The organism is Pseudoalteromonas sp. SCSIO 43201 (assembly GCF_023716725.1).
GTDB classification, from domain to species: domain Bacteria; phylum Pseudomonadota; class Gammaproteobacteria; order Enterobacterales; family Alteromonadaceae; genus Pseudoalteromonas; species Pseudoalteromonas peptidolytica.
In genome coordinates, this window is the sequence record NZ_CP072683.1 from 3,156,671 (window position 1) to 3,175,298 (window position 18,628).

At 43.0% G+C, this 18,628-nt stretch carries 17 protein-coding genes and 1 tRNA gene; 5 read left to right on the plus strand and 13 right to left on the minus strand.

Features of this window, described 5'->3' with window-relative positions:
* Positions 1-143: 143 nt before the first annotated feature.
* On the plus strand, positions 144-2,816 hold the full coding sequence (locus J8Z24_RS13600; RefSeq protein ID WP_176033521.1) for an ATP-binding protein: 2,673 nt from the start codon (positions 144-146) through the stop codon (positions 2,814-2,816).
* Here J8Z24_RS13600 and rimI read toward each other — a convergent pair.
* The 5 genes from rimI to guaB all read right to left on the minus strand — a co-directional run bounded on the left by rimI (position 2,813) and on the right by guaB (position 6,991).
* On the minus strand, positions 2,813-3,265 hold the full coding sequence (gene rimI, locus J8Z24_RS13605) for a ribosomal protein S18-alanine N-acetyltransferase (RefSeq protein ID WP_128730030.1): 453 nt from the start codon (positions 3,263-3,265) through the stop codon (positions 2,813-2,815). The genes J8Z24_RS13600 and rimI overlap by 4 nt on opposite strands.
* Complete coding sequence (locus J8Z24_RS13610; protein WP_128730029.1) at positions 3,255-3,551, minus strand: hypothetical protein; 297 nt, start codon at positions 3,549-3,551, stop codon at positions 3,255-3,257. The genes rimI and J8Z24_RS13610 overlap by 11 nt, the downstream gene beginning before the upstream one ends.
* Before the next feature lie 64 nt (positions 3,552-3,615).
* Positions 3,616-3,692 (minus strand) — tRNA-Trp (locus J8Z24_RS13615).
* A gap of 149 nt (positions 3,693-3,841) precedes the next feature.
* Positions 3,842-5,416 carry a glutamine-hydrolyzing GMP synthase gene (gene guaA, locus J8Z24_RS13620; protein ID WP_088529796.1) on the minus strand — a complete coding sequence of 525 codons (1,575 nt, stop codon included), beginning with the start codon at positions 5,414-5,416 and terminating at the stop codon, positions 3,842-3,844.
* A gap of 105 nt (positions 5,417-5,521) precedes the next feature.
* Positions 5,522-6,991 carry an IMP dehydrogenase gene (gene guaB, locus J8Z24_RS13625; protein ID WP_125253248.1) on the minus strand — a complete coding sequence of 490 codons (1,470 nt, stop codon included), beginning with the start codon at positions 6,989-6,991 and terminating at the stop codon, positions 5,522-5,524.
* A gap of 131 nt (positions 6,992-7,122) precedes the next feature.
* Between guaB and xseA the strand changes: the two genes are divergently transcribed.
* Positions 7,123-8,460: an exodeoxyribonuclease VII large subunit gene (gene xseA / locus J8Z24_RS13630; protein WP_252094863.1), complete on the plus strand. Its 1,338-nt coding sequence runs from the start codon at positions 7,123-7,125 to the stop codon at positions 8,458-8,460.
* Between the two features lie 49 nt (positions 8,461-8,509).
* Here xseA and cysE read toward each other — a convergent pair whose 3' ends face one another.
* Positions 8,510-9,331: a serine O-acetyltransferase gene (gene cysE / locus J8Z24_RS13635; RefSeq protein WP_125253250.1), complete on the minus strand. Its 822-nt coding sequence runs from the start codon at positions 9,329-9,331 to the stop codon at positions 8,510-8,512.
* A 236-nt stretch (positions 9,332-9,567) separates the two neighbouring features.
* Here cysE and J8Z24_RS13640 point away from each other — a divergent pair, with 236 nt between their 5' ends.
* Positions 9,568-9,975 (plus strand): diacylglycerol kinase, encoded by a 408-nt coding sequence (locus J8Z24_RS13640; protein ID WP_125253251.1) that lies wholly within the window; start codon positions 9,568-9,570, stop codon positions 9,973-9,975.
* A gap of 73 nt (positions 9,976-10,048) precedes the next feature.
* Here J8Z24_RS13640 and J8Z24_RS13645 read toward each other — a convergent pair whose 3' ends face one another.
* On the minus strand, positions 10,049-12,925 hold the full coding sequence (locus J8Z24_RS13645) for a M16 family metallopeptidase (RefSeq protein ID WP_252094864.1): 2,877 nt from the start codon (positions 12,923-12,925) through the stop codon (positions 10,049-10,051).
* Between the two features lie 268 nt (positions 12,926-13,193).
* Between J8Z24_RS13645 and J8Z24_RS13650 the strand changes: the two genes are divergently transcribed.
* Positions 13,194-14,150, plus strand: a complete 957-nt coding sequence (locus tag J8Z24_RS13650; RefSeq protein WP_176033524.1) for a methylenetetrahydrofolate reductase — start codon at positions 13,194-13,196, stop codon at positions 14,148-14,150.
* A 67-nt stretch (positions 14,151-14,217) separates the two neighbouring features.
* On the opposite strand, the gene J8Z24_RS13655 is transcribed toward J8Z24_RS13650, so the two are convergent.
* The 3 genes from J8Z24_RS13655 to folB are packed head-to-tail and all read right to left on the minus strand — an operon-like array spanning position 14,218 to position 15,861.
* Positions 14,218-15,018, minus strand: a complete 801-nt coding sequence (locus tag J8Z24_RS13655) for an undecaprenyl-diphosphate phosphatase (protein WP_252094865.1) — start codon at positions 15,016-15,018, stop codon at positions 14,218-14,220.
* Positions 15,015-15,503 carry a 2-amino-4-hydroxy-6-hydroxymethyldihydropteridine diphosphokinase gene (gene folK, locus J8Z24_RS13660; protein WP_125253255.1) on the minus strand — a complete coding sequence of 163 codons (489 nt, stop codon included), beginning with the start codon at positions 15,501-15,503 and terminating at the stop codon, positions 15,015-15,017. The genes J8Z24_RS13655 and folK overlap by 4 nt, the downstream gene beginning before the upstream one ends.
* A 7-nt stretch (positions 15,504-15,510) precedes the next feature.
* A complete protein-coding gene (folB, locus tag J8Z24_RS13665) occupies positions 15,511-15,861 on the minus strand; it encodes a dihydroneopterin aldolase (RefSeq protein ID WP_128730021.1) in 351 nt (116 codons plus the stop codon).
* A 125-nt stretch (positions 15,862-15,986) separates the two neighbouring features.
* Between folB and plsY the strand changes: the two genes are divergently transcribed.
* Positions 15,987-16,577, plus strand: a complete 591-nt coding sequence (gene plsY, locus J8Z24_RS13670; RefSeq protein WP_125253257.1) for a glycerol-3-phosphate 1-O-acyltransferase PlsY — start codon at positions 15,987-15,989, stop codon at positions 16,575-16,577.
* Positions 16,578-16,588: 11 nt separating this feature from the next.
* Here the strand turns inward: plsY and tsaD are convergent, their stop codons facing one another.
* The 3 genes from tsaD to J8Z24_RS13685 are packed head-to-tail and all read right to left on the minus strand — an operon-like array spanning position 16,589 to position 18,576.
* On the minus strand, positions 16,589-17,602 hold the full coding sequence (tsaD, locus tag J8Z24_RS13675) for a tRNA (adenosine(37)-N6)-threonylcarbamoyltransferase complex transferase subunit TsaD (RefSeq protein ID WP_147390896.1): 1,014 nt from the start codon (positions 17,600-17,602) through the stop codon (positions 16,589-16,591).
* 49 nt (positions 17,603-17,651) lie between these two features.
* Positions 17,652-18,245 carry a YjaG family protein gene (locus J8Z24_RS13680; RefSeq protein ID WP_125253259.1) on the minus strand — a complete coding sequence of 198 codons (594 nt, stop codon included), beginning with the start codon at positions 18,243-18,245 and terminating at the stop codon, positions 17,652-17,654.
* On the minus strand, positions 18,238-18,576 hold the full coding sequence (locus tag J8Z24_RS13685) for a putative signal transducing protein (RefSeq protein WP_176033526.1): 339 nt from the start codon (positions 18,574-18,576) through the stop codon (positions 18,238-18,240). The genes J8Z24_RS13680 and J8Z24_RS13685 overlap by 8 nt, the downstream gene beginning before the upstream one ends.
* Positions 18,577-18,628: the final 52 nt, after the last annotated feature.

Below are 18,628 nucleotides of genomic sequence, written 5' to 3' on the forward strand. Positions count from 1 at the left end.
GCCTCCAACTGGAGGCTTTTGTCTTTTATCGTATTTTCAAGCGATTTAAACAAACTTGAGTATTCACCTCTCCCCGCTTATGATTTAATACTCCTAACAAATTTTCTGACGATAACATTGTGTGGCAGGGCAGCTAAGTATCCATGAAAACAAGCAAGTTAAGTATTCGACTCCTTTGGTATATCACCCCGTTGGTGATCTTACCCTTGCTATTTCTTGGTGGGTTCACTCTCACAAACGTCACCAGTTCAACGCAACAACAAGCAAAGCTTATTGTTAGTCGCTTCGTCGAGCAACAACAACAAAAGATGTTCAATTATATTGAGATCTATCAATCTACAACCAAGCTGCTTTCAACCTCTCCTGTACTCAGCGACTTTTTAAATTCAAGCCACCTTGAAAGGATGGAAAAAACCAAACGCTTGGGGGCATTGATGGATGTTTTTGCCAGTTACAGTGAAGCGTATCCCGATATCATCAGCATAAACTTGTTGGCTCCCAGCGGTCAAAGTGCCGCGTTTTATTCTAGCAACTTGGGGGAAGCGCCTCATGCTTATCCTTTCGCAAAACAAATCTTACAAAGCAACTTGCGCCAGCATCAATTTATGGTGGCCTCAAGCGCTGGTACCCAACTGTACTTTGTCCAACAAGTTTATGGTGTTGACTACGAGTTAAAACAGCCGCGGCAACAAGGTTATATTGTTGTTCAAGTTTCTCCCACTTTACTCAGCACCAGTATTCTTGAAGCGCCGTATGATAATACCTTAAACTTACTAGTCGGTATTGACGGTGAAATATTATTTAGCTCCGACACCCACCTTATTGGTAGCTATTTAAGCGCAACGGAAATAAATGAAATCAGCAATATCGCAGATTTAGGTCGGCTAGACTCGATGCAAATCAGCAGCATCGATAACTCTGAACGAATGACTTATAGCGCTCAGCTAAGTGGCGGCTACTTTTATATCTCTACGATCCCCAAATCTTTACTGTACCGTTCTGGCAAAACGATTAGCCTTATCACTGCACTTATCGTCATCTTATCCGTTGTCACTTTACCAATATTAATTTTTATCGTTGTACGCAACTTACTACTCAACCCTATTGAATTACTTGGTGAAGCCAGTCACCGAGTTGGTGATGGTGATTTAATGGTCGCGCTGCCAGAACACAACTCTGATGAAGTAGGTATTTTGTTTAAAGACTTCAATCACATGATTTATCAGATCCGTACCTTTCAGCGCGAATTAGAAGACTACAAAGAGCATCTAGAGGAAAAAGTTGAGAACCGTACCAAGGAGCTAGAAAAAACAAACAGCAAACTTGAAGCTGCCATTATTGAAGCCGAGCAAGCTAATCAGCTAAAAAGCCGATTTTTAGCTAATATGAGTCATGAAATACGCACGCCATTGACCGCCATCATGGGATTTACCGAGCAACTCATACAACACCCGGACTCTCCTACAGCAAAGCAGCATCTCAACACCATATTACGAAACTCCAAACACTTACTAGAGCTAATTAATAACATTTTAGACCTATCAAAAATAGAGGCTGAAAAACTGGATGTTGAGGAATCAGAAGTGCAACTGATGCCACTTATCAGTGATGTTGAATCTATTATTGAACCGATGACAAATGAAAAATTACTCAGCTTTTCAACAGAGTTTGCTCTGCCTCTTCCGGATAAGCTATACACTGATATCACTCGCCTCAAACAAATTTTATTAAATATTGCCACTAATGCGGTAAAGTTTACGGAGTATGGTGGCGTGCATCTAAAAGTTGAGTTTGAGCCAACAGCAGAAAAGTTTATTTTCAGTATTAGAGATACTGGGATTGGCATGTCCCGTAGTGAACTAGAACGCGCTTTTAAGCCCTTTGAACAAGCAGATACCACCACAACCCGGCGCTTTGGTGGCACCGGTCTTGGGCTTTGTATCTCTAAAAACTTAGCGCAATTGCTCGGTGGTGATGTCCGTGTACGTAGTCAACAAGGTAGTGGTAGCTTGTTTGCTATAGAAGTAGCCGGCAACTTTCATGGTAGAAATTATGATTGGCTTGATGCGCTTGAACGCACTCAACCACAAGAGCTAGATAAGACCCAAGTGGCTGCGGTAAAAGAAATCGATGCAAAAGTCTTAGTTGCAGAGGATAACCCTGATAATCAAGAGTTAATTACCCTACTCCTGTCGAATTGGGGGATCATCCCTGATATCGCCAGTAATGGAGCTGAAGCGGTAGAAATGGCGCTTGTTGAGGACTATCAACTTATTTTAATGGACATGCAAATGCCTGTAATGGGAGGAGAAGAAGCTACACAGATGCTCCGACATGCCGCCTATGATGGCCCAATCATTGCCTTAACGGCTAACGTCATGAAGCATGATATTGATAATCACGTTGAGGCAGGATGTGATGCTACCCTTGGTAAACCAATAGATAAAGATCAGCTAGGTAAATTATTAATCCAGTACCTAGAAATTCAAAATGATAAAGCCTCTTCTTGGGATGCGTTACTACAAACAGAAAAGTTTTTACAGATCAGTCGTAACTATGTAGAAAAGCTCCCTGCACAGCTTACAGAGCTGCAAGCGCTCTACGATGAGCATGAATGGGAATCGTTAAGAGCCTTAGCTCATAGTATTAAGGGCAGTGCGGGCTGTTTTGGTTTTATGAATATTCATGAGGCGGCAGGAGAGCTTGAAAGCAGCCTAAAAAATGTTAAAAGCGGTGATCATCACTATTACTTGCTCAAGCTAACGGAAGCCATACGTTATACATTGCTAATGGATAAAGCCACCAGTAACGGTTAAAGGGTTAGCATTGGTAACGCCATTAATACAGCATCCTCACGACCATCTGTGCTTGGGTAGTAGTGCTTTCTCAACCCCATCTCAACAAAGCCAAAGTGTTGATATAGAGAAATCGCAGCAACATTCGATGCCCTCACCTCAAGAAAGATATTTTCGGCTTGTAATGCGTCAGCTCGCGCTAATAGCGCTTCCATCAATAATTTCGCATAACCACGACCTTGATGCTCGGGATGAATACAAATGTCCATTAAAGTGAGATCTGGCCCTGCTCGTTCAGCAATATAAAAACCAATCAATGTTTGCTCATCAGCAAGGCAAGCATTAAAGTAACGACCATGAAGACAAGACTGCATCGTCTTTTCAGTCCAAGGAAACGCGTGACAGGCGCGCTCAACCTGCATGATTTTCTCAAGCGGAAACTGTAATAACCCACCTTGCTCAATTTGCATTCTGTTGGTTCCAAATTAATTGCCACAATACACGCTTTTGTGCACTACTAAGCTGCGTGCTTGGCAGGCTCAGACACCCTTCAGTAAACTGAATATCCTCTCCCACAACCACTTCCACCGTGGCACCAACAGCAATTTCAATATCTTGCAAAAGCCTTGCTGGGATTTTGAGCTGCTCTACACCTAAAGAGGTATTTAGTTCAGACTGTTTAGCGTCTAAATGGGCAAATACTGGATTTAACTTAAGTGGTACTATATCGAGAATATCTGCGTAAATTGGATTCATTGCTGTGCAGTTTACTTTTTAAATGGAGTTTACTTTGAAAGTGTACGAAGTGCAAAATAAGAAGTGGCAGGGGCGGCAGGACTCGAACCCGCAACCATCGGTTTTGGAGACCGCTGTTCTACCAATTGGAACTACGCCCCTGCAATGTCGACGCATTATAATGAGCTTTTTAAAAAGGTAAAGTGAAAAAACCACTTTTTTGGTTCAACTGCTTCTAAAATAAGCAAAAGGGCGAATATTTACCATATTCGCCCTTTCCTTTGGCTAAGTGTTAGCTCATTGTGGAAACATTATTCCCACTCGATTGTCGCTGGCGGCTTACCAGAAACATCGTAAACCACGCGAGAAATACCATCAATTTCGTTAATGATACGGTTTGAAACGTGGCCTAGTAGCTCGTATGGTAAATGCGACCAACGTGCTGTCATAAAGTCGATAGTTTCAACACAACGTAGTGAGATCACCCAGTCGTATTTACGTGCATCACCCATCACGCCAACAGAGCGTACCGGTAGGAATACGGCGAATGCTTGAGACACTTTGTGATATAGATCTGCTTTATGTAGCTCTTCAATGAAGATAGCGTCAGCACGGCGCAGTAAGTCGCAGTATTCTTTCTTGATTTCGCCAAGTACACGAACACCAAGACCTGGACCTGGGAACGGGTGACGATAAAGCATGTCATACGGTAGACCAAGCTCTAGGCCAATCTTGCGAACTTCATCTTTAAATAGTTCACGCAGTGGCTCAACCAGACCAAGCTCCATATCTTCAGGTAACCCACCGACATTGTGGTGAGATTTGATCACATGCGCTTTACCTGTTTTAGATGCTGCCGATTCGATAACATCAGGGTAAATCGTACCTTGTGCTAACCATTTCGCGTTTACGCGCTGGCTGGCTTGCTCATCGAATACTTCAATAAAGGTGTGGCCAATTGCTTTACGTTTGTCTTCAGGGTCATTTAAACCGTTCAGCGCGTTAAGGAAACGCTCTTCAGCTTCGACCTTGATGATGTTCAGACCAAACTTATCACCGAACATATCCATTACTTGCTGGCCTTCATTCAAACGCAGTAGGCCATTATCAACAAATACACAGGTTAGCTTGTCGCCAATTGCACGGTGAATAAGCATCGCAACCACTGATGAATCAACACCACCAGATAGACCGAGGATAACTTCGTCATCCCCTACTTTCTCTTTGATACGCTCAATTGCATCTTCAATGATTTGCTCAGGAGTCCATAACTTTTCACAACCACAGATATCAATTGCAAAACGCTCAAGTAAACGCAGACCTTGCTGAGTATGTGTCACCTCAGGGTGGAACTGTACACCGTAAAAACGCTTTTCTTCCCAAGACATTGCCGCATGTGGGCAAGTATCCGTTCTCGCTGAAGTTTTGAATGTATCTGGGATTTTAGCAACCTTATCGCCGTGGCTCATCCACACATCTAGATAACCTGCACCATCTTCGATATGATCTTCAATCGCTTCAAATAGCTTACAGTCACCCACTTTCTCTACTTTTGCGTAGCCGAATTCTTTTTTATCTGAGCTATGTACTTGACCACCAAGCTGCATTGCCATGGTCTGCATACCATAACAGATACCCAGTACTGGCACGCCCGCCTCGAATACGTAATCTGGTGCTTTCGGGCTACCTTCTAGTGTCGTTGACTCTGGGCCGCCTGAAAGAATGATACCTTGCGGGTTGAACTCACGGATCTGCTCTTCTGTCACATCCCAAGCCCATAGCTCACAGTAAACACCAATTTCACGTACACGACGTGCGATTAACTGAGTGTATTGTGAACCAAAGTCTAAGATCAAAATTCGGGAATCGTGGATATCTTTGCTCATTGATAATCTCGTTAGTTAGGAACTAAACAGGATAAAGCCGCATTGCGTCTCTATCAAAAGTAATAAGGGCTAGCAACTTGCTAGCCCAGAAACACGCCTTAAGGCTTAACCCATACGGTAGTTAGGTGCCTCTTTGGTGATCTGCACGTCATGTACGTGAGATTCACCCATACCCGCAGAAGTAACACGTACAAACTGCGGCTTAGTATTTAATTCAGTGATGGTTGCACAACCTGTTAGACCCATTGCACTGCGAATACCGCCGATTTGCTGATGGATAATCGTTGCGATTGGTCCTTTGTAAGCAACACGACCTTCGATACCTTCTGGTACCAGTTTGTCTGCTTCATTTGATTTTTGGAAGTAACGGTCAGAAGACCCTTCTTTTTGGTTCATCGCACCCAAGCTACCCATACCGCGGTAAGACTTGTAGTAACGGCCTTGGTATAGTTCAACTTCGCCAGGAGATTCTTCTGTACCCGCTAGCATTGAACCCACCATTACACATGCAGCACCAGCAACTAGCGCTTTTACGATGTCACCAGAGAAACGGATACCACCATCAGCAATAACAGGAATGTCACGGCCTTTTAAGCCTTCAACAGCATCAGAGATAGCAGTAATTTGCGGCACACCACAACCAGTCACGATGCGCGTGGTACAGATTGAGCCCGGACCAATACCCACTTTGACAGCGTCAGCACCAGCATCAGCAAGCGCTATTGCACCTTCCGCTGTTGCTACGTTACCTGCAACGATTTGTAGCTCAGGGTAAGCTTCACGGGTTGCTTTAACACGGTCAATTACACCTTGAGAATGGCCGTGAGAAGTATCGATTAGTAGTACATCAACACCCGCTTCAACCAAAGCTGCGATACGCTCGTCAGTACCAGCGCCAACACCAACCGCAGCCCCCACGCGAAGACGACCTTGCTCATCTTTACACGCGTTTGGTTTCTCTTGTGCTTTTTGGTAGTCCTTAACAGTGATCATGCCTTTTAGTGCAAATGCGTCATCAACCACAAGGATCTTTTCGATACGGTGTTCGTGCATTAGACCAAGGATCTCTTCGCGAGATGCCCCTTCTTTTACCGTAACTAAGTCATCTTTTTTCGTCATGACCGTTGAAACCGCTTTTTCAAGTTTAGTTTCAAAACGCATATCACGACTCGTCACGATGCCTTCAAGTTGATTGTTGGCACCAACGACAGGGAAACCTGAGAATCCTTTATCCTGAGCAAGCTCCATTGCTTCTGCAATTGTAAGATCAGAAGTTACTGTCACAGGGAAAGAGATAATACCCGCTTCATACGTTTTTACTTTACGTACGTTACGAGCTTGCTCTTCGATAGTCATGTTTTTGTGGATAAAACCAATACCACCTTCTTGTGCCAGAGCGATCGCTAAGCGCGCTTCTGTCACCGTATCCATTGAAGCGGAAACAAGCGGTAGATTTAATTCAATCCCACGAGTCAAACGCGTTTTCAGGTTTGCTGTGTGAGGAAGAACAGTTGAATGAGCTGGTACTAAAAGTACGTCGTCAAAGGTAAGGGCTTCTTTTGCAATTCTTAGCATGTTCGCGGCTTCTCTCAAGTGAACTGAGTATAAGGAATTGCGTGCGAATTTTATCAGCGTTCCTTATGCGAGTAAATAAAATTTAGCAAAAAATATGATAAAGTAACTGTGAATTTTTTATGGAGGCCAACATGGGATACCCCAATAATAATAAAACCTATTCTGTATCAAGACTTAACAGAGAAATACGCTCACTCTTAGAGCAAGGTTTTGCCTCTGTACAACTCACCGGAGAAATTTCAAACTTTGTTGCTCCGGCCTCAGGGCATTGGTATTTTTCTCTGAAAGATGAAAAAGCACAGATAAAAGCGGCCATGTGGAGAGGGAATAATCGCTATTGTAACCACCGCCCAAGCAACGGTCAGCAAGTAGTCGTACAAGCAAGAGTCTCCGTCTATGAGCCTCGAGGTGATTACCAATTAATTGTTGAACAGCTCGCGCCTGCTGGTGAAGGACTGTTAAAACAGCAGTTTGATGCACTTAAAATGCAGCTTGCTGCGCAGGGACTATTTTCAGCCAGTCACAAAAAGCCACTACCCAATATTATCAATCGCGTAGGTGTCATCACCTCTGCCACGGGTGCGGCCATTAAAGATATTTTAACGGTACTAAAACGCAGAGCGCCACAATTACAAGTTGTCATCTACCCAGCACTTGTACAAGGCGAGGAAGCCAAGCAACAAATTTGCAAACAAATTGCGCAAGCCAATGCAAGGCGCGAAGTCGATGTCTTGATAGTTGGCCGTGGTGGCGGCTCATTGGAAGACTTGTGGAGCTTTAACGAGGAATCCGTCGCACAAGCTATTTTTGCCAGCTCGCTCCCCATAATCAGTGCGGTAGGCCATGAAATCGATACGACAATTAGCGACTATGTTGCGGATGTAAGGGCTCCGACCCCCTCTGCAGCTGCTGAACTAGTAAGCCCTGATTCAGAAGCACTTAAGCAGCGTGCTCTACAGCTACTACAATACTTACAGCAAGCCTTTGATCGCCGACTTGAGCAAGCATCACAGCGATTAGCAAACTTCGAAGCACAACTACAATTGCAGCACCCCAAAAACCAGCTGATGCAGCAAGCGCAGCGTATTGATGAATTAGAGCAGCGGTTGACCCGTGCGCAAGGTCACCTGCTGCGCCAAAAACAATCCCAGTATCATTTACTCCAGCACCGTTTCGATAGGCTGCATCCGGAACAAAAAATTACTCACTATAAACAAGTGGTGGACTCGTTGAGTGACAAGCTTTATTCCGCTATGGAGCAAAAGCTTAACCTGCAAAGGCATCGACTTGCCGTTAGTAGCGCCAAGCTTGATAGCGTCAGCCCATTAGCCGTGCTTGCTCGTGGTTACAGCATCGCTAAACAAGCCGATACTGTCATAAAATCAGTAAAAGATGTCGACCCAGATAAGCCAATTACCACTCAGTTGGCAGATGGTGAAGTGATATCGCTGGTAAAGAAAATTCAATAAGCAGTTAGCAAGATGGGGAAATAACTCCCCATCTTATCGTGTGATAACCTTACAACATTGCTGAGGTGATTGACTCATTTTCGAGCCGGTCTTCATCTTCAAGGAAATTCTGATTCATACTTTCAGCAGGACATGGGCAAGAGGGCTTGCCAACAACCTTGGCAGGAATACCCACCACCGTCGTATGTGGTGCTACCGGACTTAATACTACAGAGCCTGCGCCAATGCGGGCTCCCTCTCCCACTTCGATATTGCCAAGCACTTTGGCACCTGCACCAATCAGTACACCTGCACGGATTTTAGGGTGACGATCACCTTGTTCGTTCCCTGTACCCCCTAAGGTTACAGATTGAAGAATAGACACATTATCTTCAATAACCGCAGTTTCACCAATAACTATACCAGTCGCATGGTCAAACATAATACCATGACCGACTTTACAAGCAGGATGGATGTCAACACCGAATACTTCAGAAGTTCTGCTTTGGATAAAACGAGCAAGTTCTTTTCTGTCTTGGCGCCAGAGGCAGTATGCAAGTCGATGTGCTTGGATTGCATGAAAACCTTTCAAATTTAAAATTACGTTGAGATAACTATCGGCAGCAGGGTCACGATCTTTAACTGCTTTTATGTCATGCGCAACATGAGTCAACATGGTATCGCAGTGTACAAAGGCCTGATCGAACAACTCTCGGATAGTAAACGCAGATACGACGGCATCGGCAAGTTTATTTGCAACAATAAAACTTAACGCTGCGCCAAGACACTCATGGTTTAAAATACTCGAGTATACGTGGCTTGCCAGTAATGGCTCTCGCGCAACTAGCTCATTGGCTTCTTCGCGTAACTTGTTCCAGATCTCATGTCTCATGTAATGTACTTCCGATAATACTGATGCTTAATATAGTGTAACGCTTAGATTGATTCAGTGTCATGTATTATAAAAAATCAGGCTTCAAACACTTGGTTATATCTAATAACCAACATATTTAAATGCGGTTTAGATATACCAAGTAGACCATAGATTCTTACAATTTAGTACTGTCGAGCTAGACAGTTCTTCGTATAATACGCCCCATTGCATACTACCAACGCAGGATCGAGAATATGTCGATAAAGATCAAGACCACGGATAGCAACAAACCAAATGGCACAGGGCTTGCCCGACTTATCAAAGCAACCCATTGCTCAGTGAAAGGGATGAAAGCGGCGTACAAAGAAGAGTCTGCATTTAGACAAGAAACTTGGTTGCTAATAGTGAGTATTCCTTTATCCATTGTGCTAGCGCAAAGCATTGCTCAATGGGCACTGTTAGTCGGTAGTGTGCTGTTAATATTAGTGATTGAACTTATCAACTCAGCAATTGAAGCACTTACAGACAGAGTGAGTACCGAACATCACTTATTATCTGGTCGTGCAAAAGATATGGCTTCAGCTGCCGTGACACTAACATTACTAATTGCATTTCTAATTTGGGTAACCGCAGCGATAGAGTGGTTCAACACCATTACCTAAAATTATCCGTGACTTTGACACAAAAAATGGCGGCTAAAAACTTAGCCGCCATTTTCATTACTCAGTGCACTGATTATTTAAACACTTTTTCTACATCTAGCGTTTTAATATTCTGACTTGGAATATTCAGTGGATACGTGGCAATTTCAGCATCTTCTGCCAACAGTGCTTCTGGCTTTTTCGTGTTATAGGTCATAGGTGATGACTGCTTATCACTTAAACGTTTTGCCATGTCTTTGGCGTCACCCGTGATAAATACATAGTGAATATTGTCGGTCTGCAAATTCTCTTTGATAACACGGTTGATGTCATCAACAGATAGAGACTGCAATTGCTCAGTCACATACTTCACAAATTCATCGGTATTGTAGAATTGACTATCTAACGCATAGCCTAGCTGCCTATCTTGGCTCGCTACCATTTGCGGCACAAAGTTAATTAAGAAGTTACGTGTCGCCTCAAAATCGGCTTTGCTCATCCCTTCTTTGATCAGCTTATCTAGCTCAAATAAGGCAGTACGTGTTGCAAAGTGTGCGTCATTATTAGAGCGCAGTGGGCGTAACCATACTTGGAAGATCTGCTCACTACGGCCTAAGTTTGCGTCAGGCTTGGTTTGGAACATCCCGCGAGGGAAGTATTCAATATACGCATAATCGCCATAGTTCATGCCACGAACTTGACGAATGCGTTGGTACAAGTGACTGTTAGCGCTGCGGTGCTCACCAAAGTATGAGCGCACCAACCAAAGTGCAGCCCAGTCTTTGTTGCTACGAATAGTGTCAATTGGGAAACCAAAAGAGACAGCTGTCGACTTGGCATTTTTCTCTACAATCGTCGCATGACGCCCTAACAATGTTGGCGCATCAGGCACTTGTAAACGTGCTTCTTGGCCTTTTGGCAGTGTCGCAAGATCACTGAACATTTCTTCTTTTAGCTGTTTATCAAGCGCACCTGTAATACCCACGTTAAGTTTTGCTTGGGTAAACTGCTGAGCATAAAACGCTTTCACATCATCCAATGTAATCGCTTCTAGGTCAGATAAATCACCAAAATTGTAGCTTTCGTATGGGTGACCTTGATACAACTCATGATATAGCACTTCTTTACCTAACTCTTCGTCATTCGATGCTTTTAGGCCAGCTTTGATGCTATCGATAAGCTCTTTTTTCAGTCGATTAAAGTCGTCCTCTCTAAAGCCTGGTGCCAGCAACTGCTGACTCACAATGCCATACCACTGCTCTGCATTGTCTTTGTGAATACGGCCTTGTAGAGAAATCATTTCTTTATCAATTTGATAGCCAAAACTACCCGCAATTGGATAAAGCGCTTTTTGAATCTCTTTGTAAGATTGTGATTCACTACCACCTTTGGCTATCATTGCAGCCGTCAACGCAGCAAGCCCTTTTTTGCCTTCAGGATCAGCGGCAGCACCGGTATAAAACAGGAAGTTTACATCCACCAGTGGAGAGTTATTGGTTTTATCTAGTACATTAAAATGACGTGTTGCAGGCTTGTCCATTTTTGCAACTAACTTGTCTAGCTCGACTTCTTTATCAAAGCCTGATACGGACTCAAGCGCCGACATAGTCACCGTAGTACGGCTACTATCGACAAAGTATTTATTGGCAATATCACGTATATCTTTTGCAGTTACTTGGTCAGCTGTCGCATACAGCTCATTGATAACCTCAGGATCTCGCTCAAAATGCACATAACGTGCAAGTGTAGAAGCAATTGCTTGCGATGAGTCAAGGCCGTTAATAAAGCTATACTTTGAGTTAGATTTAAGCGCTGCCAACTTATTTTCGTCGACTAATTCTGTGCGAGCTTTTGCATATGTATTGTTAATCGCATCACGTACTGTCGCTAAATCTTTTTCGTTTTCCACTTTAACAAATACATGCAAAAGCCCTGGATCTTTAGTCTCAGGGTTGTAGGTAAACATTTGACTTGCCAGCTGCTTGTCTACTACCAACTCCTGGTATAACTCAGAGTTACTAGAGAAATAAAGCTGCGAGATCAGATCAAGTGCTGCACGATCTTTTTTCTTCGGCTCCCATGCAGCTCCTTTATAAGAAACAAGCAACCAGTGCCCTGGCAAGCCGTCATATTTCTCGTGCACATAACGTGCTTGCTCTTGCTTTGGCTCAACTGGAATATCGGCTTGATAATCACCTCTTTTCCAGTTGCCCCAATGCTTTTTCACCATCGCTATGGTTGCTTTAGGGTCAACATCGCCCACGATCACCAGTGATACATATTCAGGCTTATAGAAGCGCTCAAAGAATGTTTTACCATAGGCCATTTGATCAGGCATTGCCTCAATGTCCTCAAAAAAGCCCATCGTGGTATGTTTATAAGTATGTTTGTCGAATGCTTCTTTTCTTACCGCAGAAAGTAACTTACGCACAGGACTTGCGTTGTTTTTAAGGTACTCTCCTTTGACAGTGAGCGCCTCGGTACGGAACTGCTCTTCACTGTACGTTAGGTTTTGGAAAATATCAGCTTCAATTTCCAACACTTTATCTAAGTGCTGTTTAGAGAAGTTTAAATGATAGTTGGTAAAATCATTGGTTGTATAAGCGCGATTATCAACACCTGAATTTTTCAAAATATCTGAGTACACATCTTGAGGATATTTTTCTGAGCCTTTAAACATCATGTGTTCAAAGAAATGAGCAAAGCCTGTTTTTCCGGCTTCAACTTCATTGCGAGAGCCAACTGATACTGGAATTTGTAGTGATACTACATCAGGGTAATTGGTTTTTACTACCATGACACGAAGACCGTTTTCTAACTCTTCGAGTACGTAATCTTGGGCAAATACTTTATTTGACTGAGCGGCTTGAGCACCAGCAGCTGCATTCTGTGTACTATCGGCATTAGTCATAGCACAACCACTAAGCGCTAGGCTCACGGCAAAACTAGTTGCTAGTAATTTGAATTTCATGGATTGGTTCCTAATCATATTTTTATTCTAAATAAGTAGTGATCACTTACTTCAGCAAACTTCTTGATTATGCCCCAAAGCGATACTCATTCGCTAATTTACGAGATGATTTACCCTCTTAATATGTAAACAATTATGACATTTTACCTTTGGCACTTGAGAGAAATTCATAATTATTGAAATTCTTTCATTAAAAAAATCTATCTAGACGTCTAAATGGCTGCTATATTAGTAAAGAGATACTGAAATGCTTTTGTGGACGCAGATTATGGCTTTAACGCTTCAAGAGAAAATCATTGACCCTAACCAAGGGGTATATTTAATTGGTACCACACCACCAAAGATAGGCACCACACCCGAGCAGCTCAAAGCAATCGCAGCTAAGTTGCTAGGACGTTTACATGAAATCGAATACGATGGTGTGATAATTTACGATATTCAAGATGAAAGCAGCCGCACTCAGGTACCGCGCCCATTCCCATTCAAGCACACCGTTGACCCTTGTGAGTATAGTCAGTTGATCCGTGAATTATCGCACCTTGATGTTATTACCTATAAAAGCGTAGCACAGCGTGACGGAGAAGCATTCAGTAATTGGCTTAACAGCACTAAACGACAACATGGATTGAACAATCTGGTGTTAGTTGGAAGCCCTTCTTCAACAGGCGATATTAAGCTGCCATTATCAGAAGCTTATAAGGTGTTAAAGCACCATCAAGAGGAGTTTTTCTTAGGTGGTGTAACCATCGCGGAGCGTCATGCTAGTAAGCGTAATGAGCACGAAAGATTGATTGATAAAACAGTCCAAGGCTGCCAGTTTTTTGTCTCTCAAGCTGTCTATGATGCCCAAGCAACCATAGATCTGATCACAAGCTATGCTCGTACTTGTAAGCAACAGGGCACGACACCAAAACGTATTATTTTAACTTTTACTCCTTGTGGTGGAGAGAAGACTTTACAGTTTATGCAGTGGCTGGGTATATCCGTACCAGAGGCGACTAAGTGGCGTATGTTAGATGCAGAAAATACACTGAGCGAGTCCATTAGAATTTGTAGAGAAAATCTAGATCAAATCTTAAAAAGTTGTTCACACTTAGATATTTCTCTTGGTTTGAATATTGAGAGTTTAACGAACCGTAAAGAAGAAATTGATGCCTCTATCAACCTGTATCGCCTACTCAAAGCAACCATGGAATTGAGCCTTGCAGAAAAACAAATTGCTTAATCATTATATAAATGAAAAAGCCAGCTTGACTCCACAAACTGGCTTTTACCTAACCGGACTAGAAAGATTAGCTAAAACTTAAGAAAGCGATTAGCCCTACTCCAAGTAATAAACGATATATAACAAATGGCATCATACCCATACGTTCGATAATTTTTAGAAAGAAGAATATACACGCATAAGCTGAAACAAACGACAATACCGCGCCACTTAGGAGGGCATTCCAATCAACCACTTCATCGCCCATTGCCAATTCTAAACTATAGTAAAGCCCCATCATCGAAATCACAGGAATAGACATCAAAAACGAAAATCTTGCGGCACTTTTCTTATCAAGCCCTAGCAATAATCCGGCTGTAATTGTGATCCCAGATCGCGATGTTCCAGGAATAACCGCAGTAATTTGCGCCAGTCCAAGTATCAATGCACTTTTCCAATTTAGCGCAAACTCGTCTTTGATCTGTTTTGCTTTCACATCGGCATACCACAGCAATAAACCAAAAACGATAGTAGAGATTGCAATAACCCACGCACTGCGTAAGTAGATTTCGACAATATCTTTTAATAGAGGCGCCAGTAATACAAATGGAATTGTCGCAACAACAATACACCATGTCAGGCGGCTCTCTTTTGAATGCGGACCTGAAAACGATTTAAACCAGCCAGATAATAAGCTTACTATGTCGTGCCGAAAATAAATAACGACGGCAAGCAAGGTTCCTACATGAACAGCAACATCAAAAGCCAGCCCCTGATCTTGCCATCCGAGTACCTGTGAAGGCAGTAATAAGTGTGCTGAACTAGAAATAGGTAAAAACTCAGTGAGACCCTGAATGATTGCAAGGACAACAATCTCGATAAAACTCATAACTTGGGAAACTCCACTTTCCATAATTTTTGACTTGGGTTGTGATATTCCTGCCACAACTGAGCGATTGATTTCCCCTCAACAGGGTGAATAAAATCAGCGGCAAGTTCAGCTAATGGCTGAAGCACAAAAGCATTTTTGGTTATTTCATCCCTTGGCAGCTGAGCTGGTGATGAACAAATAAGGTGATCATAAAAAAGAATATCGAGATCTAAGGTACGCGGGCTAAACTTTTTTTCGTTACAGCGACGACCATGATCGTACTCTATCGACTTAAGTCGCGTATAAACCTCATTTAAAGACATTGGCGTGTGTGCAGCAAATACTGAGTTATAAAAATTACTACCGGTAAAACCGACAGCCTCACTCTCAAATACACTTGAATGTCGGTAATTTGGAAAATGCTTTATGAGTGTTTGTAAACCACTTAGTAAGTTTTTTTCTTTCTCAATATTGGAGCCAAGGCTGATAAAAATTTGTGCCATGATAATGCTACTTCTTACGCACAATTTCTACACCCACCGTTTGTGCTTGCGCCACGGCTGCGGGTTTGCTTACTTTTATAAGTACTTGCTGTACATTAAATTCATTTAAAATCATTGCCGCTAGCTGCTCGACTAAAGTTTCGAGTAATTCTACTGGCTTGGCTTGAGTATGCGCGATAATACGTTCACTGACTTTGGCATAATCCACGGCCAAATTAATGTCGTCGAGGCGCGCTGCGGCGCTAATATCGGTCAACATCTCAACATCAAAGTAAAGGCTTTGTTTACTTTCTTTTTCAAAGTCGTACACTCCTATTATGGCTTCGACGTGTAGCTGTGAGATATAGACTTTATCCATGTAAACTCCAAACATGTTTATCGCTTTTATCTTCCCGCATTAAATAAAGCGCAAGTGCGCTAAATTGCAGGACTTAAGACCGCCGATCATAGCCCAAAACAACGCAATAAAAAATAAGGAAGACAGTGTTAATCAGTTTAATGTGCGTATGTGCTTATTTATTAGGATCGATTTCCTCCGCAATTCTGGTGTGTCGACTGTTCAAGCTTCCAGATCCGCGCTTTAGTGGCTCCAACAATCCAGGTGCGACCAATGTATTGCGGTTAGGAGGAAAGGTCCCTGCTGTGCTAGTGCTTATCTTTGATATTTTAAAGGGCACCATTCCAGTATGGGGTGCCTATTTCTTAAATATAGAGCCTCTTTGGTTAGGCGCTATTGCGGTGAGTGCATGCCTTGGACACATTTACCCTGTGTTTTTTCACTTTAATGGCGGTAAAGCAGTGGCAACAGCGTTTGGAGCGCTCTTACCTATTGGTTTATCACTTGGTGGATTGTTGATAAGTACTTGGCTTGTAGTACTGGCGCTAACGCGTTACTCGTCATTGGCAGCAATCGTCGCGGTCGCTGCTGCGCCACTTTATACTTGGTGGATAAAACCATTATATACGTTACCGGTGAGCTTTTTGACCGTCGTCATTATCTTTCGTCACCGAGCTAACATCAAAAGGCTCCTTGCAGGTAAGGAGCCAAAGGTGGGTAAAAAGTCTAAAGATTAACGTAAGATAGCCTACACTTTTTCAAGGCTATCTAAAGGCCAACGTGGCTTAGTTTTCATATCAAGCGGCGCATACTGCCCGGCCTTTAAGCGCTGCATACCAGCATAAGCAATCATAGCTCCGTTGTCTGTGCAAAACTCAGTTCGAGGATAATACACACGACCTTTCATCCCCTGCATCATACGTTCAAGCTTTTGTCTTAGTTCGGTGTTAGCACTAACACCACCAGCAATCACAAGGCTTTTAATGCCCGTTTCTTTTAAAGCACGCTTACATTTTATCGCTAGCGTCTCGACCACAGCGGTCTGAAAGGCATGAGCAATATCCGCTTTGGTTTGCTCATCATCTCCTTCGTTACGGATGGTATTTGCAGCCGCTGTTTTTAAGCCACTAAAACTAAAATCTAATCCGGGTCTATCGGTCATCGGTTTTGGAAAGGTAAAACGTCCCGGCTGACCTTGCGTCGCCATTTTAGCCAGCATAGGACCGCCCGGATAATCAAGACCCAGTAATTTGGCTGTTTTATCAAATGCTTCGCCAGCAGCATCATCCACTGACTCACCAAGCACTTCATATTCACCAATACCAGACACCTTAACCATCATCGTGTGACCACCAGATACAAGTAGCGCAACAAACGGAAACTCCGGCTTATCATCTTCAAGCATAGGTGCCAGCAAATGACCTTCCATATGATGAACAGCAACAGCTGGTACTCCCCAACCAAACGCTAACGAGCGACCGATTGAAGTACCCACCAGCAATGCCCCGACTAAACCAGGACCTGCGGTATAAGCAATCCCATCTAGATCTTCAGGGCCACAACCTGCCTCTGCAAAAGCAGCTTCAATAAGCGGGATAGTCTTGCGCACGTGATCGCGAGAAGCAAGCTCTGGTACCACCCCACCATAATCTGCATGCACCTTCACCTGAGAATATAATTGATGTGCTAATAGCCCTTGCTCATCATCATAGATAGCAATACCAGTCTCATCACACGAGGACTCTATACCTAAAATACGCAAGTTACTTTCTCCAAACTCTTTACTGCAATCGCTGATTATACGAAATCAGTTACTCAAGTTCCAAACCTATATTAGTTTGTCCGTCAGCAAGAGCTAATTCCTTCAATGACTTCACTGAATCGCTGCTAATTCGCCCCATTTTCTCTACATGCTCAATAAGCTCTGCCAGTATTTCAATTTCGTATTGCATTTGTGGATGTTCGCGTATCAATTCATTTGTCGGTAATACATCCTCAGCCATCAACATAAACTCTATATATTTTGCTACTGTGGCTTGTGAGATTTTAGCGACACTAACAAACTCGTGTTCATCTTTAGCCATTAAGCCTTGCAACATGCCAAGCAGCGCTGTCGCAACATCAATCGCGGGATAGGTACCAAACATATCAAAGTCGCTCAGCTCAGGTACATTTGGCTCAACCTTTTCGACTAGCTTCTCCAAACTGATTTTACTTTTTGGGATCAGAATTTTTTCCCAGATCAAATTCAGCGTATTTCGTAAGACTTGCTCATCGCCAAAGCCTGTTGCTTCGCTAAAAAGCGAGTAATTAGGCAACATTCGCTCAATAATTGCAGCGCCTAACACTGCTTTTTGAAGATAATTTAACTCTCTAATACGTTGAAAGTTATTTGCTTTACTCATGCTTACTTCCACATTGCCAGCAGTATTCAAATGCCGGTCCATTTATTTCAGTACTATGATGACACTGCCAGTCGGCTTGTTTCACAGCACTGTGACGACGTAATTTGTTATAGTTTACCAATAATTTCTCAGCCTCGGGTAACTTTATTGCATAAACAAGCAGCTTGATTGCAGCCTGCTCTAAGGGGATCTCCCCCATAGCGCCAGATAAATGTTCACCTTGTAGGCGCACTTGAATATTCGCTTGCTCTAACATCCCTTTGAGCAAATGCGCTTCAACAAAATCAGTGGTCGAATACACCTGCTGCCAACGAAAAGATGCTACGCTCATATCGCTATACTCATACTAAAACCTCACCCCACTTATTTGTTGCTTGATAAAA

Excerpts from the sequence above, each read along its gene's own strand:
- J8Z24_RS13600 (WP_176033521.1), top strand. The coding sequence starts at position 144 with ATGAAAACAAGCAAGTTAAGTATTCGACTCCTTTGGTATATCACCCCG.
- rimI (WP_128730030.1), bottom strand. The coding sequence starts at position 3,265 with ATGCAAATTGAGCAAGGTGGGTTATTACAGTTTCCGCTTGAGAAAATC.
- J8Z24_RS13610 (WP_128730029.1), bottom strand. The coding sequence starts at position 3,551 with ATGAATCCAATTTACGCAGATATTCTCGATATAGTACCACTTAAGTTA.
- guaA (WP_088529796.1), bottom strand. The coding sequence starts at position 5,416 with ATGAGCAAAGATATCCACGATTCCCGAATTTTGATCTTAGACTTTGGT.
- guaB (WP_125253248.1), bottom strand. The coding sequence starts at position 6,991 with ATGCTAAGAATTGCAAAAGAAGCCCTTACCTTTGACGACGTACTTTTA.
- xseA (WP_252094863.1), top strand. The coding sequence starts at position 7,123 with ATGGGATACCCCAATAATAATAAAACCTATTCTGTATCAAGACTTAAC.
- cysE (WP_125253250.1), bottom strand. The coding sequence starts at position 9,331 with ATGAGACATGAGATCTGGAACAAGTTACGCGAAGAAGCCAATGAGCTA.
- J8Z24_RS13640 (WP_125253251.1), top strand. The coding sequence starts at position 9,568 with ATGTCGATAAAGATCAAGACCACGGATAGCAACAAACCAAATGGCACA.
- J8Z24_RS13645 (WP_252094864.1), bottom strand. The coding sequence starts at position 12,925 with ATGAAATTCAAATTACTAGCAACTAGTTTTGCCGTGAGCCTAGCGCTT.
- J8Z24_RS13650 (WP_176033524.1), top strand. The coding sequence starts at position 13,194 with ATGGCTTTAACGCTTCAAGAGAAAATCATTGACCCTAACCAAGGGGTA.
- J8Z24_RS13655 (WP_252094865.1), bottom strand. The coding sequence starts at position 15,018 with ATGAGTTTTATCGAGATTGTTGTCCTTGCAATCATTCAGGGTCTCACT.
- folK (WP_125253255.1), bottom strand. The coding sequence starts at position 15,503 with ATGGCACAAATTTTTATCAGCCTTGGCTCCAATATTGAGAAAGAAAAA.
- folB (WP_128730021.1), bottom strand. The coding sequence starts at position 15,861 with ATGGATAAAGTCTATATCTCACAGCTACACGTCGAAGCCATAATAGGA.
- J8Z24_RS13680 (WP_125253259.1), bottom strand. The coding sequence starts at position 18,245 with ATGAGTAAAGCAAATAACTTTCAACGTATTAGAGAGTTAAATTATCTT.
- J8Z24_RS13685 (WP_176033526.1), bottom strand. The coding sequence starts at position 18,576 with ATGAGCGTAGCATCTTTTCGTTGGCAGCAGGTGTATTCGACCACTGAT.